Source organism: Sphaerisporangium sp. NPDC049457, assembly GCF_055586705.1.
In genome coordinates, this window is the sequence record NZ_JBVJHR010000002.1 from 250,687 (window position 1) to 266,897 (window position 16,211).

9 protein-coding genes are annotated in these 16,211 nt (G+C 73.6%); 2 read left to right on the forward strand and 7 right to left on the reverse strand.

Translation table 11 applies throughout. From position 1 onward, the window contains the following. Positions 1–162: 162 nt before the first annotated feature. Both ACZ6QO_RS04490 and ACZ6QO_RS04495 read left to right on the forward strand, forming a co-directional pair. Complete coding sequence (locus tag ACZ6QO_RS04490) at positions 163–576, forward strand: hypothetical protein (RefSeq protein ID WP_465847596.1); 414 nt, start codon at positions 163–165, stop codon at positions 574–576. Then, on the forward strand, positions 573–1,562 hold the full coding sequence (locus ACZ6QO_RS04495; protein ID WP_465847598.1) for a WXG100-like domain-containing protein: 990 nt from the start codon (positions 573–575) through the stop codon (positions 1,560–1,562). The genes ACZ6QO_RS04490 and ACZ6QO_RS04495 overlap by 4 nt, the downstream gene beginning before the upstream one ends. 88 nt (positions 1,563–1,650) lie before the next feature. On the opposite strand, the gene ACZ6QO_RS04500 is transcribed toward ACZ6QO_RS04495, so the two are convergent. The 7 genes from ACZ6QO_RS04500 to ACZ6QO_RS04530 all read right to left on the reverse strand — a co-directional run bounded on the left by ACZ6QO_RS04500 (position 1,651) and on the right by ACZ6QO_RS04530 (position 16,179). Further along, the gene (locus ACZ6QO_RS04500; RefSeq protein ID WP_465847600.1) at positions 1,651–2,253 is read right to left on the reverse strand and encodes a hypothetical protein; all 603 of its coding nucleotides are present in this window, start codon (positions 2,251–2,253) and stop codon (positions 1,651–1,653) included. 148 nt (positions 2,254–2,401) lie between these two features. Further along, complete coding sequence (locus ACZ6QO_RS04505) at positions 2,402–2,926, reverse strand: hypothetical protein (RefSeq protein WP_465847602.1); 525 nt, start codon at positions 2,924–2,926, stop codon at positions 2,402–2,404. Then, complete coding sequence (locus ACZ6QO_RS04510; RefSeq protein WP_465847603.1) at positions 2,923–13,752, reverse strand: WXG100-like domain-containing protein; 10,830 nt, start codon at positions 13,750–13,752, stop codon at positions 2,923–2,925. The genes ACZ6QO_RS04505 and ACZ6QO_RS04510 overlap by 4 nt, the downstream gene beginning before the upstream one ends. A gap of 102 nt (positions 13,753–13,854) precedes the next feature. After that, positions 13,855–14,178, reverse strand: coding sequence for a hypothetical protein (locus ACZ6QO_RS04515; protein WP_465847605.1), 324 nt, complete (start codon positions 14,176–14,178; stop codon positions 13,855–13,857). A 4-nt stretch (positions 14,179–14,182) separates the two neighbouring features. Then, positions 14,183–14,554, reverse strand: coding sequence for a YbaB/EbfC family nucleoid-associated protein (locus tag ACZ6QO_RS04520; protein WP_465847606.1), 372 nt, complete (start codon positions 14,552–14,554; stop codon positions 14,183–14,185). A 273-nt stretch (positions 14,555–14,827) separates the two neighbouring features. Next, the gene (locus ACZ6QO_RS04525) at positions 14,828–15,217 is read right to left on the reverse strand and encodes a hypothetical protein (RefSeq protein ID WP_465847608.1); all 390 of its coding nucleotides are present in this window, start codon (positions 15,215–15,217) and stop codon (positions 14,828–14,830) included. Beyond that, positions 15,214–16,179 carry an SseB family protein gene (locus tag ACZ6QO_RS04530; RefSeq protein ID WP_465847610.1) on the reverse strand — a complete coding sequence of 322 codons (966 nt, stop codon included), beginning with the start codon at positions 16,177–16,179 and terminating at the stop codon, positions 15,214–15,216. The genes ACZ6QO_RS04525 and ACZ6QO_RS04530 overlap by 4 nt, the downstream gene beginning before the upstream one ends. Positions 16,180–16,211: the final 32 nt, after the last annotated feature.

Sequence of the window (16,211 nt, forward strand, 5' to 3'; positions counted from 1 at the left end):
TGGGGCTCCCGGGGCGGCCGGACGCGAGATGGGCGCCGGACACCAGGAGATGAACTGGTTCACTTTGGTGAGATTTGGAAAGATACATCGCTGTATATCTGGTGTAACTCGGTTCCTTTACTATCCGTGTTGATCTAGTCGACAGGTAGGAGAGGCGCTCGGGTGGCACTGAAGGAAGACCTACCCTCGGGTGGCCCGCAGGGCGCCCTGACCGACGTGGTGCCCGCCGTGCTGCTGCGGCGCCAGGGCGACTTCCATGACCGCCGCGACGAGCTCGGCGCCGCGCTGAGGGGGGCCATGACGGCCCTTTCCGGGCTCGGCGAATTCTGGGGCGACGACGAGCACGGCCGGGTCTTCTACGAGGGCACCGGAGGTTCCAAGGGCTTCCGCCAGGCCGTCGAGGAGATCACCCGGCACGTCGGCAACATCACGACCGCCTACGCCCGCATCGGCGACAACGTCGCGCAGGCGGGGGCGAACCTCGAGACCGCCGACTGGGCCACCGTCGGCCGGCTCGCGCAGGCGGTGGACACCGCGGGCATCGCCGTCCCGGTCACGAAGGCGGAGGTGAGGTGAGCCCTTCCCTCTCCGGGCTCGCCGCGCCCTTCACCGCCTTCGGCAAGATGGCGGGCAAGCATCCCGCCGGCACGACCTTCACCGTCGCCACCGTCGCGCACGGGGCGTTCGTCACCGCGATGCTGGGCGTCGAGTGGCCCGAGGGCGATCCCGACGGCCTGCGGACCGCGGCCGACACCCTGGACGGGCTGGCCAAGAAGATCGACGACGGGCTCGTCGCGGCGGACGAGGCGGCGAGGCAGGTGTGGACCGGCCACTCGGGCCCCGGCGTCGAGGCGTTCAGGTCCATGTGGCAGGGCACCGGGACGCCGCTGTCCGGCCTGCGCCCGGACGGCTTCTCGGGGTATCCGCCGGACGTCGCGGACTACTGCCGCAGGGCCGCCGCGGCGTGCCGCGCGTACGCCCAGTACATCGACACGACCCGGCACCTGCTGGTGGTCATGGCGATACAGGCGTGGGTGAACATGCTGTTCACCACCATGTACGCTTGGCCCACCGCGGGGCTGGCGAAGATCGCCGAGCAGGCGGTGCAGAGGTACTTCACCTCGCTGGCGCGGTCCCAGCTCAAGATCTTCAACATCGGCGTCGCGAAGATCGTCCAGGGCGCGTTCTACTACACGATGGACAGCGTCGCCTACGCCGGGATCCAGCAGGTGCTCCAGGCAGGCGTCTACGCCGCCTCGGGCGTGCGCAAGGACGCGAACGGCCGCGACGTGCTCTCGCTGAGCAACAACGCCGTCGAGTTCGGGCAGGCGTTCGTGGCCAACCTGGCCTTCGACGCCGCCGCCGACTCGGTGTCCCGGCTGCCGTTCTTCCCGGGCGGGCGCTGGGGAAGCTTCACCGCCCGGATGACCGGCTCATCGACCTACAGCATCGTCGCCAACTTCCAGCAGGACCCGACGGAGAACCCCGTCCCCACCGACTGGGACGTCTGGATGAGCAAGCTCTTCGTCCACGGCATCCGCACCATCAAGCCGCCGGCCTGACCGGTCGTCCACGGCATCCGCACCGTCAAGCCGCCGGGCCTGGCCGGACCGACCGGATCGGCTGCCGCGCCCGCCCGGCGGCGACGCCTCACAGGTCGCGACCGGTGTGCGCGAGGATGAAGTCGTCCAAAGTCTCCTGGTAGGTGGCGATGTCCCTCTCCAGGGACGCCCGGGTGAACAGCCGCGGCGCCTCGCCGCGGATCGCCGCGCCCTGCTCGGTCCAGAACGCCGTGCCGGGCACCTCGTCGGCGTCCGGCGGCAGGAACTTGGCCGCCTCGATGGTGGCGTCACGGGCCCACTCCCAGGTCAGCACCACGTCGTGGAAGCGTTCAGGGTCGCCGGGGGACGCCGCGAACAGCAGGTCCTCGCGCGTGGCGCGCCGGGCGTAGGCCGCCCCGACCACGCGCCACTGGCCGGCGTCGATCAGCTCTGAGCGCCCGGCCCCGAAGAGCAGCCGGTCGCGCCGCGCCTCCTGCTCGGTCGCGTACGGCACCAGGACGTCGATGCGCACCGTAAGGCCGAGACCGTGCCCGTCGAAGCGCAGCGTCCACTCGTCCTGGCCCTCGGTCAGCGTCGTGTGCGCCTCGTAGTCGCGTCCCGGCTCGGCGGCGCGGCCGGGATCGTCCCGGCTCGCGGTGAGCGTGATGTACAGGTGCGCCTCCGTGAGCGTCCTGGCGCGAAGCGGCGACATGGCGTCCTCCTTTGCGACCGGCGGCGGAGCCCGTCCGACGATATCGGCCCGCGCGGGCGCCGCGGGTCCCAAGCGCTGCCGGTCGCCGATCCGCTCGGGCGCCGCGGGTCCGCGCGCCGCCGTTTCGCCCGGGACCCGCGCGCCCCGGTCACTGCCGTGCGGCCATCCGCCGGTAGGCGTCGCGGACGACCAGCAGGCGGCCGACCTGGAAGCGGCCCGGCTCCGCGCCGCGCACCTGCCGGCCGAGGTCGGTCCAGAACGCCCGCTCGGGCACCTCCTCCTCGCCCGGCGGGACGAACTTCACCACCTCCTCGACGGCCGCCACCGCGATCGCCAGCGCCCGCCGCGCCGCGTCCGGGTCGCCCGCCGGGACGTTGCCCGCCGTCAGGTCGGCGACCCACAGCCACTCCCCGGCGTCCAGCAGCCGCGAGGGCTCGGGGCCGCCGAACGTGGGGAACGGGCCGTCGCCCGTCTCGCGCTCGGGCAGGCCGAACAGGTGGGCGCGCTCGGCGCCGCAGCCGGAGCACACGCCGGAGTACCGGGCCGCGAGGCCCTCCGGGACGGCGACGAGGGCGTGCTCCCACGCCGTCTCCACCGACCCGCACCGCTCGCACGGGCGCAGGTCGAGGTACAGGTGCGCTTCGTCCCTGGTCCTGGCCACTGGGAGCGTCATACTTTGCTTCCTTGCGTCGGCGGCGTCAGCACCTGGCCGCGTTGGATCAGGTCGGGGTCGTCCCCGATCACGTCACGGTTCGCCTCGTACCAGTCTCGCGCGGCGCGCGCCACCTCGGCCTCGGTGGCGCCCGGTCCGAGCCACCGGCGGGCGATGCGAGACAGCGAGTCCTTGGGCCCGACCAGCACCTTCCTCGGGTCCGCGCCGCCGAGGCGCGGCGGTGGGGTGGTCAGCGGCTCGCCGGAGTCGTCCCGACGCGGGACGGGCGGACGCGCGAACTCCGGAGGCGGCGACGTGGGTGACGGCGAAGAAGGGGAGGGCGACGCGGGGGAGGGCGACGTGGGCTGCGGCGCCGGGGAACGCCGGCGCCCGCACACGCACGGCCGGTCCGGCGGGCACAGGCACTCCGCCTCCTCCTCCGGGGGGATCCAGCCGGTGGTGTTGCTCATGCGGCGCATCCGGGCCCAGTACTCCTCCCGGGACTCGCCCCGCGGCGCCGGCGTCCCGGCGGCGTTCCCCGTGGCGGGATCGGGGGGCGGCTGGTTGAGCAGGCTGCTGATGCTCGCCCTCGGGCGCGGCACGGCCTGCGGGCCGCCGGCCCAGGGCGGCGGCGGGGGAGTGAGCCCGCGCGCCTCGATGAGCCGGGCCAGGCCCTCCAGCTGCGAGCGCAGCCCCGCCCGCTGGTCCGGCGCCGCCTGCGTCCACATGCGCGACAGGTGCCGGTACTCGTCCACCCGGGCCTCGGCGCACGCGTCCCAGGTGGGGGCGGGCACGTTCGGGTCCGGGGCCGTGAGCGGCGGGCGGATCATCCCCTGCGGCACGCCGTGCGTGATCGCCGTGAGCTCGCGGAGCGCGTGGCTCACCTCGTGGATCAGGACCCGCGCCACCAGGTGCGGAGGAATGTCCGGGTCGAGCCTGATCGTGAAGGGGGAGCCCGACCGCAGGTCCGTGCTCGCCATCCGGTCGTCCGGGACCGCCTCCACGGTGGGGCGGAAGTGGACCGGGCCGATCGGGCCGGTGATGACCATGAGGATGGGACCGTCGTCAGGCCACACCGTGACGCGCGCGTCCTTGCCCAGGTCGGACGCCTCCACCGTCCGCCAGGCGGCGCGCACCTCGGGCATCTCCAGCGGGCCGTCCGCCGGCGCCCGTCCCTTGACGAAACCCGAGCCCGGGTCGACCGGGGCGGGGACGCCCATGCTGCCCAGCGACGCCGAGCCGGCGGCCTCCTCCGGGCCGGGCCCCCAGAGCGGGCGGGGGAAGATCGGCTCCTGCCGCTGCGGCGGCGTCACACCGAGGTCGCGCAACTCGGCCGCGACCTGCTCGTCGAAGGTCCCCTGCCGGGTGGCCCCGTTGAACAGCCGGCGCAGGTCCAGCCTGTGGGCCACCGCCGGCCCGGCCAGATCGGTCGGCAGGGTCGCCACGGCCGCGGCGAACCCGCCGTCGTCCTGTGCGGCGCTCTCCAGAGCGCCGGCCGGAGTGGCGAGGTAGCCGCGCACCCCGCCCTGCTCCGCCACGTCGAGGCGCACGTCGGTGCGAAGCTCGCGCGACAGCAGACGCGCCCACGTCAGCGGCACCGGCAGGTCGGCGGGGGCCGACGTGGCCCGCAGCGAGACCGGGCCGGCGGAACGGCCGAGGCGGGGCAGGCGCCCGCGCAACTCCGCGGCCACCACCCCGACCGGATCCTCGGCGAAGCCGGGCCGGCCGCTCGCGGCGTTCACCAGCTCCTCCAGCGACTGCGGCGGATGCCCGGACGGGGTGCGCCGCCACGGCGGGCGCCGCCGGCCGCTCTCGTCCTGTTCGCCGTCGAAGGACCAGCCCCTGCCCGGATCGGCCGTCCGCCGCCGGGCGAGCATGGCCTCGTAGTCGGCGGCGGTCATCATCACCTCGGTGGTGCCGGCCACCGGGGCGGGCAGCTCGATCACGCGGCCGGGGCGCTCGCTGCCGTTCCTGCGCACGGTGGAGACCCTGAACGTGACCGTGTAGTCCACCCGCGAGGTGACCGTGACCATGGAGCCCTTCTCGTTGAGGACCTTCTCCCTGCGCGTGCCGCCGGCGGCGGAGAGGTGCTCGCCCGCCTGCTCTCCGGAGGAGAAGCTCTCGCTCGTCCCCCAGACGCTCTGGCCGGGGTCCACGTTGCGGTTCAGCGGGCCCGGCCTGTTGCGGTCGGTCGCGGTGCCGTGGGTCACCTGCCTGCGGTAGGCGTTGCCGCGTTCGACGTTCCTCCGCGGTCCGACGACGAGCTGGTCCTCGGAGGTCCGGGCCTGGACCCACACGTCCACCACCTTGCCGCCCGGCATGGGGATGCGCACCATGGGGTAGCCCTCGGGGTCCATCATCAGCTTCAGCTTGGCGTTCAACGCCAGCCACGACAGCGCGTGCGACACGCGCGTCCACTGCTCCTGGACGCCCTCCCTGCCGAGCAGGTCATCGGCGGCCAGAGCCGTGCGCACCGCGGAGACCAGCCCGTAGGCGGTCGTCTCCACCGGGAAGTACGACTCCGGCAGCTCCACCGGGCGCGCGTCGGGAAGCGGCTTCGGCAGCGGGCGCGCCTGCTCCTGGCGCACGGTCAGCCCGTCCGGCACCAGCCGCACCGCCGTGCCCATCAGCACGAGCGGCGGAGGATCGGCCTGCTCGGTGGACGTTCGCCCCGCCACCCTGCTCGCCGTGCCGGCCACGAGGCGCGCCGTCCGGCCGGCAAGGGCGTGCAGCGGCCGGGTGAGCCGGTTGCCGACCCGGCCCCGGGGGAGGGGCATCGAGGTGACGGTCACGGTGACCTGCACGTTCTGCCGGACCAGGTCCGCCCCGTCGAAGGACGCCGTGCGCTCCAGCTGGGTGTGCTGCTCGCCGTCCGACTCCGAGCGGGTGTGCCCGAGGTGACTGCCGACGCCGGCGCCCACGCCGTGCTCGTCGCCCGCGAGCCCGCCGTTCACCCCGCCGGCGAACGACCAGCCGGCCGACCGGGCCCGGCCCTCCTCGTCGTACCCGTAGGGCTGCTTGATGTGCACGGTCTCGTCGTTGCGGCCTTCGAGCAGCGCCGGGTCGTCGAGGATCCGGGTGTCGATGTTGATCCTCAGCAGCCTCATCCGGTGCCGGCCCACGCGCACCGGCTGCTCCCACTCCAGCCCCTCGGGCGACAGCTGGTTCTGGACGGTTCCCCGCCAGTTGTCGCCGACGAGCATGCCGGCCAGGGCGCGGGTCATCACCAGGTCGGTGACCTGGGCGTTCGGGATCGCCGCCCTGATGCGGTTCATCACCGCCTCCAGCACCTCCATGCGGACCGACGGGCCGCCGGTGGTGGTGTACAGGTCGACCGACTCGAAGGTGGTGATCCCCATCCGCCGGCGGATCTGCTCGGGCATCGCCACCAGGATCTTCTTCAGGTGGCGCACGGGGTCGAGCAGGTCGCCCAGGTCCCGGACGCGTTCCGCGAGCTCGTTGTCCAGCCGCACGGTGATCCCGTCGAAGAGCACCTGCGGTGTGTGCCTGGCGACCAGGGGGTACGCGGGGACGGCCGGGTCCTGCGCGGCGGCCGACCGCTGGAGCAGATACTGGCGCGCCACCCTCATGACCATGGCGTGGTCGAGCTTGAGGTGGCCGTTCAGGAAGCGTTCCATGGCGTCGGCCACCACGTGCAGCGGCAGCGGCATCTCACCGTGACCGTAGAGCGACAGGGCCGTCAGCTCCGGCAGGTAATAGCGGACCGTGCGGTCGGCCAGCACCTCGCGGCGGACCTCGCCGCCGTTCTCGGCGCCGGAGACGAAGAAGGTCGCCGACGCCCGGTAGCGGTACTGCTTGCCGGTGCGGACCGTGATCGGCTCGTCGCCGGTGATGATCGTCCGGGAGCCCGAGTGGTCGGCGCTCCGCGACGCCGAGCCGCTCACGCCGACGCTCCCCGGGCTGCCGATGCCGTACCCCACGGAGCCGTTGAGGCCGTTCGTGCGGCCGGCGCCGGCGTTCGACGAGGTGCTGGTCAGAGCCAGGGCGATGTCACCGGTGATCGGGTCGACGACCCCTTCGAACTCCGAGTCGCCCAGCTCGACCCGCACCCCGGCCGACGCCTGGACCGGCCTCAGGCCCTTGGGACGTACGACGACGTCGGTGCGGTGCTCGGTGTACAGCCAGCCGGTGTCGGACAGGAACGTCCGGGTGCCGGCGAAGGCCGCCAGCTCGTGGAGGGCCGCGGAGTCGGCCAGAGCGGCGCGCGGAAGCACGCTGCGGAGCTTGTCCATGATGCCGGTCACGTCCACGCCGGTCAGGGTCGCGTGGCGCATGATCTCGATCGTGGTCGGATGGGTGACCACCGGGTGCGGCACCGGGTCCGCCTCCGGCAGCAGGTCGGTGGGCACGAACAGGCGCCCGGACACCGGCTCGGCCACCGACTCGGGGGACAGCAGCGACTGCGCCCGGCCGCTCGGGTGGATCCGGTCGACCTCCATGACGTACCGCTGCGTGAACTGGGCGGTCGGCGTGCCCTCGGTCAGCGTCACCTCGTTCAGGGTGTAGCCGGAGGCCCAGCCGAGGATCTTCCTCAGGGCGCCCGAGTAGCCGCCCTCCGCGCCGCTCCAGTGGAAGCCGAGCCTCTTCGCCATCCGGCCGAAGGACAGGCCGATCGAGATGCCCAGCGACCTCGTCCGGCCCCTCGCGCGCACGGCGGTGTTGGAGCTGATGTTCAGCGACACCTGGCCCTCGGCCTCCGACCACCCGTCGTACCGGGGACGGCCCGTGGCGCCGAGGCGGACGCGCAACGTGACATGCTGGAGGCTGCGGCCGGCCGAGACGCGGGTCAGGCGGAGGTACACGCCGTCCTGGGAGGCCTGGTCGATGCGGCTCTGCAGCCCGTTGACCGACAGCTGTTCTCGCACCTCTCGCAGGTTGGCGAGCTGGGCCGCCGCCTCCAGTCCGTCGACCGACGGCCGCGGCAACCCGTTGCGGACCTCAGGCACCAGGCCGAGCGCCCGCAGGCTCTTCAGGACCTCGTCCCGCCTCCGCCTGACGTCCGCCGGGTCGAGGTACAGCGTCGATGGGCCGCCGCCGGTCCTGGCGTCCAGCGAGGCCGGCGGCTCCGCCTTGCGGCCCGGAGGCGCCTCCGGCACGGGATCGTCGCGGAACCGCACCGTGCCGTCGGCGTTCCTGGTCATCGCGCCGTTGCCGTCCCTGACGACGGCGTCCGGGACGACGTCCCAGCCCGCGCGCGCCGAGTCGGGCTCCGGAGTCTGCAGCAGCATCCGGCTGTCGCCGGTGGCGGTCGGACGCGGCCCGCCTTCGTCGGGGAAGTAGACGGTGACGTGATGCCGCATCGTCACTTCGTGGGTGTTGCTCCGCCCCATCCAGCGCCGCACGAGCGGGTAGATGGCGACGCGGCTGGCCGACACGCTGTCCGACCGCGACCAGTTCCACTGGAAGGCGCCCGACAGCAGGACCTTCAGCCCGTGCCAGCCCTTCGAGCCCGGCGTGTCGCCGGCGAGACCGAACCCGCCCTTCAGGTTGATCCCCCTGGACCGCGTGGCCGAGGCCGACCCCGTGAGGCCGGAGAAGGTGATGCCGAGCCACTCCTGGAACTGCTTCCAGCCCGGACGCGCCGCCAGCCGCGTCGTGACGGGCTCCGACCGCACGCGCAGGATGCCCACGCGGCCGCCGTCGTTGATGTTCCGCTGGAAGCCGTCGGGGTCGTCGACGGCCTCGTCGAGGTAGCCGGGCAGGTCCTGGGTGAGGATCGCGCGCACCTGCTCGCGGGCCGCGCCGCTCAGCGGCACCTGGGCGGGCCCGGCGGTGGTCACGGCCCGTTCGGCCAGCGACTCCAGCCCCTCCACCTGCAGCGGGACGTACCGGGGGAACCTCGCGACCGGCCGCTCAGCGGCGGGGAGCCGGAAGGTCTGATCGGGGGCGCGCTGGGTGTGGGCGTGCGAGAGCCACATCTCAACGGCGCTCTTGTCGTTGCCGACGCCCTCGCTGACCTGCGCCAACGTCCGCCAGGCTGCGGGAGGCCCGCTCCGGTTCACCGGCCGGAAGCCGACGGTGTAGGTGCCGGGGACGTGCAGGAGCGTCGCGTCGCCCCGGTTGTCCGCCACCTGACCCGGCAGGACGTGCTCGGCGTGCGCGCCCGTCTCCGATTCGGAGTGGCCGCCGCTGAACTTGACGCCGACGTGGATGATCTTGGCCCAGGTCTTCACCTGGGTGAGGACGCCGCCGTCATGCGGGACGAGCTGCGCGAGCTTGGACAGGTCGAGGCCGAACGCCGCGTTGATGGCCCGGGTGATCGTGGCCGAGACCCAGCTCCCTCCCTGCGGCAGCCACCCGATCATGCCTTCTGAGAAGTTCCTGCCGGAGTTCGGCACCTCGACCGGCTCGCCCAGTTCGAGATGGATGCGCAGCTCTCCCTGAGGTACGCGCCCGTAGCGCAGCGGCCCCCTCCTCCGCAGGTCGAAACGCATGACCAGGCCGTCGCCGGAGACCAGCGCCTGGACGTCCGAGCGCATGCGCCACAGCAGCTCTTCGACGCTGATAGACGCGGCGGCCCCCCGGTCGGCCAGGATCTGGTTCACCACGTTGGTGAGCCTCGTCAGGTGCGGCAGCCGTCCGCTCGGCAGACCGGCGGCCAGCAGGGCCTGCGGCGGCCGCGCCGCGGTCATCGCCGTGTCGAACCTCGCGAACGCCGTGTCCGCCTCACCGGTGAGCCGGGCGACCTCCGCCGCCAGGTCGGCGGCGGGCGTCGGGTCCTGCCCGGAGGCGAGCCGGTCGAGGGCGTCCGCCACGGCCGCGTACGCGTCCGACACCGCGCGCGCCTGGGTCAGGGCGGCGCCGTAGCCCCGGGCGATGTGACTGTAGTGCTCGGCCGCGATGCCTTCGAGACGACTCTCCTGGAGATGGGCCCGCCTGCGTTCGGCGTGCCACGCGTCCAGCGCCTGGGCGGCCTTCTTCGCCTTCTTGCGCGCGGCCCTGCCGCGCTTGGCGGCGTCCTTCGCCTTGTCGTGGTTCTCGGCCGCCCGCACCTTCAGCCCGTCCCGCGTCGCCTCCAGAGCCGCCCGGATCCGCCGCACCCGATCGGCCAGCTCGGCGACCGGCTCCGGCACCGGGACCCCGGACGGACTCGCCGCCGGAGCAGGAGCCCCGGAAAGGCTCGTCGCCGTCACGGGGGAGCCGGACGTCGCGGCAGTGCCCGAGCCGGCGGGAGCGGACGCGGCGGCAGTGCCCGAGACGGCGGGGGCGGGTGTCACCGTGTGGATCAGGTGCGTGGCCCAGGGCGGCACCGGCGCGGGCCGGCCGTGCGCTTCGAGGTCGGACATCACCCGGCGGAGCGCGGCCTCATAGTGGTTGCGCTGGTCGGGGGCGCCGTTCGACCACAGTCCGGCCAGGTGCCGGTACTCGGTGAACCGCGCCTCGACGTAGGCGTTGAACGCGTCGGTCGCCCCGCGGAACGGGTTCCGCAGCGCGCCGAGGAACGCGCGGACCACCCCCTGCGCGGGCCGCGAGGCCGTCGGACCCGTCGTGCCAGGACCGGAACTCACCTGCGACTGCGACACCCCGACACCGGCAGAGCCGCTCACGCTGCCCGTACTCGCCCCGGTCTGGTTCGCGGCTGTAGCCGTCCCGGTTCGGTTCTGGGCTGTACCCGTCCCGGTTCGGTTGGCGTTCGCACCCGTCCCGCTCTGGTTCGCGGCCGTGCCGGTGGCGTTCTGGTTCTCGAGGTCGGCGCTCAGTGTCGCGGCACGTTCGGAGATGGCGCGCCGCTGGTCGTCGAGCGGCCCGACGCGCATCGTGTCGAAGTTCGTCGCCTCCTCCGGGAGGCGGCCGTTCGCCTCCTCGGCCACGCGGACCCCTGCCTCGCTGAGATCCTTCGCCCGCAGGCGGCCCCACCGATCGCCGACGACCTGACGTGCCACGTCCGCGATGACGTCCATCATGTGGGGGGAGTCGTCAGCGAGCCGGCCGAGCGCGTTCAGTGCGCCTTCCATGGGGGACAGGTGCGCCGCCTGCGCGATGGCGGCGCCGAGCCGGGCCGCCGCCTCGGCGCGCAGCCGGTCGTCCTGGGCGCCGTCCGCGACCCGTACGCGCAACCGCTGCCGCAGGCGGGTGACGACGTCGGCCGGGACGTGACGCACCCGGCCGTCGGGGCCGGTCACCCGTATGGTGCCGTCCCGCAGCGGCAGCGCGTCCGGGGCCACCAGCGGCAGCACCTCGCTCAGCAGGACGTTGACGCGGCGCTTGACCCGGGCGTCCGTAGGCGAAAGCACCGCCGGAGCGCTCCCGGCGCCGGCCGAGCCCGGGCCGGGCGAGGCGACGGTGGAGGCGGGCGTGGCGGCGGCCTGGGAACCCGGCGCGGCATTGCCGGGGTCCGGTGCGGAGGTCGCACGGCCCGTTGCGATAGGTGCCGGGACGGGCGCCGGGGACGCGGGGGCGGGTGTGGCGGTCGTGGCGTTCGGTGCGGACGTCGCGGGGGTGGGTGCGGAAGTCGAGGCAGCGGGTGTGGAGGTCGCGGGGCTCGATGCGGACGCAGTGGAGTTCGGTGCGGGAGTGGATTCCGGAGTGGCGGGGGTCGGTGCGGGGGTGGAGGTAGAGGGTGCGGGGTTCGGTGCGGTGGTCGTGGGGGCCGGGGTGGTCTGCGTGGGGTCGGGGGCGGCCGGGTTGCCGGTCGTGCCCCGGGGGGACGCCGCGCCCTGCCCCATCCGCACGGACGGCATGCCCGGCATGAACAGCGGCGCCGGCCCCGTGGAGGGCACGGCCGGGACGCCGGACGGGGTGGTCGTACCTGCAGTGGACGTGCCGGACGTCCCAGGAGCGCCGGCCGCCGGCGAGGAGGGGCCCGGCGTGGAGGTGGCGGGAGCATTCGGCGGGACCGGCGCGGGGTTGGGGGAGGGCGCCGCCACCTGGGGAGTTCCCGATGCCGTCGTGCCGGAGGGCGGCGGGGTCGTCGGGTTCGACATCGCGGCGGCGTTGGGCGTGGCCGTGCTTGGCGTGGCCGGTGTGCCCGTGGTCGGGGCGCCTGGCGTGGCGGGGGTGCTCGGTGTGGCGGGGGCGGCCGGCGCGCCGGTCTGTGTCGGGTTCGCTCCGGAGGGGCTGGACCCGGAAGGCGGGGTGGCCTGCTGCGCCGTCGCGGGGTTCCCGGACCCCTGCGACGACGGCGCGGGCGTGCTCGCGCCGGAAGGGTCGCCGGACGTGGCCGGCTGCCCTGCGCTCCCCGACGAGGCGAGCTGCTGCGCCCCCGTGCCGGCGCCGGCCTGGGCACCGCTGCCGGTACCAGATTGCGAGCCGGTCCCCGTGCCGGTGCCAGTCCCGGTACCGGTTTCTGTGCTGGTTTGGGTGCCGGTCCCGGTTTCTGTGCTGGTTTGGGTGCCGGTGCCGGTGCCGGTGCCAGTCCCGGTACCAGTTCCTGTGCTGGTTTGAGTGCCGGTGCCGGTGCCGGTGCCAGTCCCAGTCCCTGTCCCAGTCCCAGTCCCTGTGCCAGAGCCGGTGCCGGTTCCTGTGCCGGTGCTGGTTTGGGAGGGGGCGCTGGAGGTGGAGTTGGTGGAGGTCGTGGGTGGGCCGCCGGCGGGGCCGGTGCCTGTGGCGGCGGGGCCGGTGTTCGTGCTGGTAGGCGAGGTGTTCGTGCTGGGGACGGGGTTGGTGTTGGAGGCCGCGCGGGCGGCGTCGTTCGCGGCCGCGGCGGCGTTGGCGGTCTGCAGCGACTGCACCGGGTGCGTGATCGCCTGAAGGACCGCGGGGTTGGTCGGGCTGATCGTCCGGGTGCGGCCGGCGCCGCCCATGAACGCGCCGCCGACCGCCTCAGGGGTCAGCGAGTGCAGCGGGTTCCAGTCCCCGTACACCGCCCCGTTGGCGAGGAAGCTTCCGGCCGGCGAGGCGACCATGTTGTTCAGGCCGGTCTGCATGGCGTCGCGCCCGAACCCGGCGAGGAAGCTGGAGACCCCCGAACCGTTGCGGGCCGCGTCGTCCAGCCGGTTCATCACCGGGATCCGGCTGCCGTAGCGGGACAGCAGGGGGGCGGCGACCTTCATGCCGATCACCGCGCCGCCGCCCGCGCCGATCGCCGAGGCCTTCGTCTTGTCCCAGTCCCAGCTGGAGCGCGTGCCCATCTCCATCTGCTTGTGCTGGCTGTAGGCGTCGATGAAGACCTCTTCGCCGATCTCCTCGATGATCTCGCGTCCGAGGTGGCTGGTCAGCATCGTGCGGACCAGGCCCCTGCCGCCGGCCTGCGCCGCCCTGCCCGCCGCCAGCCGCGTGGCCATGGCGGCGCCGTCGCGCCCGGCGGCCGCCACGAGCCGCTGGAGGATCCGGCCGATGGCCGCGCGGGTGGAGGCGGCGATGGGGCCGATCACCGGAGTGGTGGCGCCCGCGGTGAAGAACGCGGTGACCAGCGCGATGAACGCGGCGATGACCCCGATCCAGAACGCCACGTTGATCGATATCTTCGAGTACTGCGTCTCGCGCGCGAAGTCGTCCACCTGCAGGGCCTTGTAGAGGTGGAGCTGCCCCAGCCCGTAGACTCCCGCGTCGCCCTTGAGCACCAGGTTGGCCTGCTCGACGTACAGCGGCGTGGCGGGCACCTGCCATCCGGTGAGGACGGCCTGGCCGGCCGCGATGCTCGGGTCCACCGCGCCGTGCAGCGCCTCGCCGAGGGCCTGGTGCTCCTTGGCCAGTTCCCACAGCAGGCTCTCGCTGGCCTTCGGCCAGCTCTGCCCGGCGGCGAGCAGGGCGATGAAGGTGTCCACCCAGGCGGGCAGCGACTCGCCCCATGCGGGGGTGATGTCGGTGGAGGAGGTGCCGCCGATGCCGGGGGACGGGCGCCCGCCGGGGGTGTTGGGGTTGACGTTGGGGTTGGTGCCTGACACCCTCTCACCCCAATCTCGTCAGCGTCGCGGGTCTGGGCGGCGTCCGGCCGTCCGGACGGTCTGGACCGGTGGTGGCCGGTGCCGGCACTCGGGGGCGCGGGCTCAAATGCTCAGGGTGTCGCCGGCCTGGGTCCGGTCCGTCCGGCGTGTCCGGGTGACGGCCGTGCGGACCTTGCCGCCGAGCGCGTCGACGTCGTCCATGATCCGCTGTCCGGCCTGGGCGATGATCTCGGGCCCGCCGCCCTTGGTGTACGCGGTGTGGAAGGCCGCGCCGGCGGCGTCGTCCCCCCACGGGGACGCCGCGGTGAGCCGCTGGATGCGTGCGGACCCCGCCGTCCACAGGCGGGTGATGCCCGACGTCGCGGCGTCCCACCGCGCGAGCGCCTGGGCGGCGGTCGGAGCGTGCAGGTCGATGTTCTCGGGCATGGGGTCACCGCCTTCCGAGCATCTGCCGGGCCATCTGCTCAAGGACGGCGTCGAGGTCTCCGTCGAGGTGGGCCTTCATCTGCTCGCGCGGGATGAGCGGCTCGAACAGGTCGATGACCTCGTCCTGGGCCCTCGCCGCGGCGCGCTGGACGGTCGCGGTGATGGTGTCGGCCAGTTCCCGGGAGTCCGGCCGCCGGTAGATGCGGGGATCGATGTCGAGGCGGATGAGGTCGCCGCGGGCGCCGACGGTGGCCGCGATCAGCCCGTCGTCGGACTTCTCGGTGACCTGAACGGCGCGCGCTTTACGGTGTACCGCGGGCGCCTGTTCCTGCAGGCGCGTGAAGGTGGTGCGAAGCTCTTCCGCGTAAGCTCGCATCTCCGCCCCGCCCCCGTCGGCGAATTCCTCCACATAACCTCCCCGAGCACCTGTCCGCATGGTCTGAAGTGCTTAATGGCACCGTAACCATGACCTAACTTCAGGGAAACAGCTGCTTGATCGGCCATTGTGGCATTCGCCAATTCACTCGGCAAGCATTTGCGCGTCGATTGCGGTATATACAACGCACTGACTGTTATGTCCGGATTTGCGGCGGACCGTATCAGGAGAACCGGACGCGGAAGGCGGCGGCGCGGTCAGACGGCGGCGCGGTCACAGATCCAGCGGGACGACGTGCTCGCGCAGGTCGGCGACCTCCGCGCGGGGGACCCACCCCCGGTGCACGCCCCGCTCGACCCGCTCAAGTCCGAGCGCGCGCGCCACCGGCAGCAGCCCTCCGACGTATTCGATCAGCACCTGGCCGTCGCGCTCGTCGCGCACCTGGCACGGGGCGCCGCGCCACAGGCCGGCCGTCGTCACGAAGACGATGCCCTCGCACTCCCGCGCCGGCACCGGTCGTACGAACCGTCCGGACGCGACCGGTTCGAACCCCTCCAGAGGTTCGGCGGCCCGCAGCCGCATCCACAACCCGTGCGGGCGCGCGTCGGGGACGGCGTCGTACTCCACGCCCCGCCAGCGCGCGCGGTAGCCGTGCCACCTCATCGCGGCCCCCGGCCGGAGCCGTCGTGCTCGGCGCCGGGAACGCCGTCCGCGACGCCCGTGGAGCCCTCGCCGGACGGCCGGGCGTGGACGAGCAGCCAGCGCTCCGCGTCGCCGTCGTACACGGCGCGGCGGCGCTGGACCCCCGCGTCGGTCAGCTCCCAGATCTCGGCACCGTGCGGCAGGCCGACGCCGTCCAGCTTGTACTCGCGGATCACCTGGTCGACGTTCGGCGCCAGCCCCAGGCCGATGAACGGCGGCTCCTCGATGAGCCACCCGTCGACGGCCGCCCTGCTCTCCTCGTCCACGCCGCCGTAGGGGGTGCGGTAGAGGTTCAGCCCGACGGCGGCCCACCGCAGCATGTTCACCGAGCCCTCCTCGGTGACCACCCCCTCCACCGACGCCATGCCGACCGCGTCGGCCAGCACGGCGGGGGTCGCGATGTGCGCCACGTCCAGCGCGTTGTGGCAGTACCCGGAGACCCGGGACTCCCCCTCCGCCAGATACGCGTACAACTCGCGGGGCGTCAGCAGCTTCTGCACGACCGGTAGCCCGGCGCCGGGGTCGGCCAGGCGTTCTTCGGCCAGTGAGGGCGCCGCGAGCCTGGCCACCGTGCCCGACCTCAGGAAGAGGTGCAGCGGAAGGCCGGGATTGACCGCGAGCCCGTAGCGGGGGTCGGGCCAGCCCGCGGCCAGCTCTGGCAGCGTGACGACGCGGTGGTGCGGGGTCGCCCCGCCGATGCCCGCCCACATGGCCTCGGCCGAGGTGTAGGCGAGGATCCAGGTGCCCTCGGAGTCGGAGGCGGTCGGCCAGGCGACCGGCTCGCGCCCGGCGGCGGCCGCCGGGCTGACCGGCAGCGCCAACTGGGCGAGGCGGAGCAGGCCGAGACAGCGGGCCAGATCGTGTGCCTCGAACGCCGAGCGGAGGCTCTCTTCGAACGGGTCCGCCGGCTCCCATCCCTCCACGGCGATCACTCTAGTGCGGCCCGCGGCCGGAG

Coding starts and splice junctions, on each gene's coding strand:
- ACZ6QO_RS04520 (WP_465847606.1), bottom strand. CDS start 14,554: ATGCGAGCTTACGCGGAAGAGCTTCGCACCACCTTCACGCGCCTGCAG.
- ACZ6QO_RS04500 (WP_465847600.1), bottom strand. CDS start 2,253: ATGTCGCCGCTTCGCGCCAGGACGCTCACGGAGGCGCACCTGTACATC.
- ACZ6QO_RS04505 (WP_465847602.1), bottom strand. CDS start 2,926: ATGACGCTCCCAGTGGCCAGGACCAGGGACGAAGCGCACCTGTACCTC.
- ACZ6QO_RS04515 (WP_465847605.1), bottom strand. CDS start 14,178: ATGCCCGAGAACATCGACCTGCACGCTCCGACCGCCGCCCAGGCGCTC.
- ACZ6QO_RS04525 (WP_465847608.1), bottom strand. CDS start 15,217: ATGAGGTGGCACGGCTACCGCGCGCGCTGGCGGGGCGTGGAGTACGAC.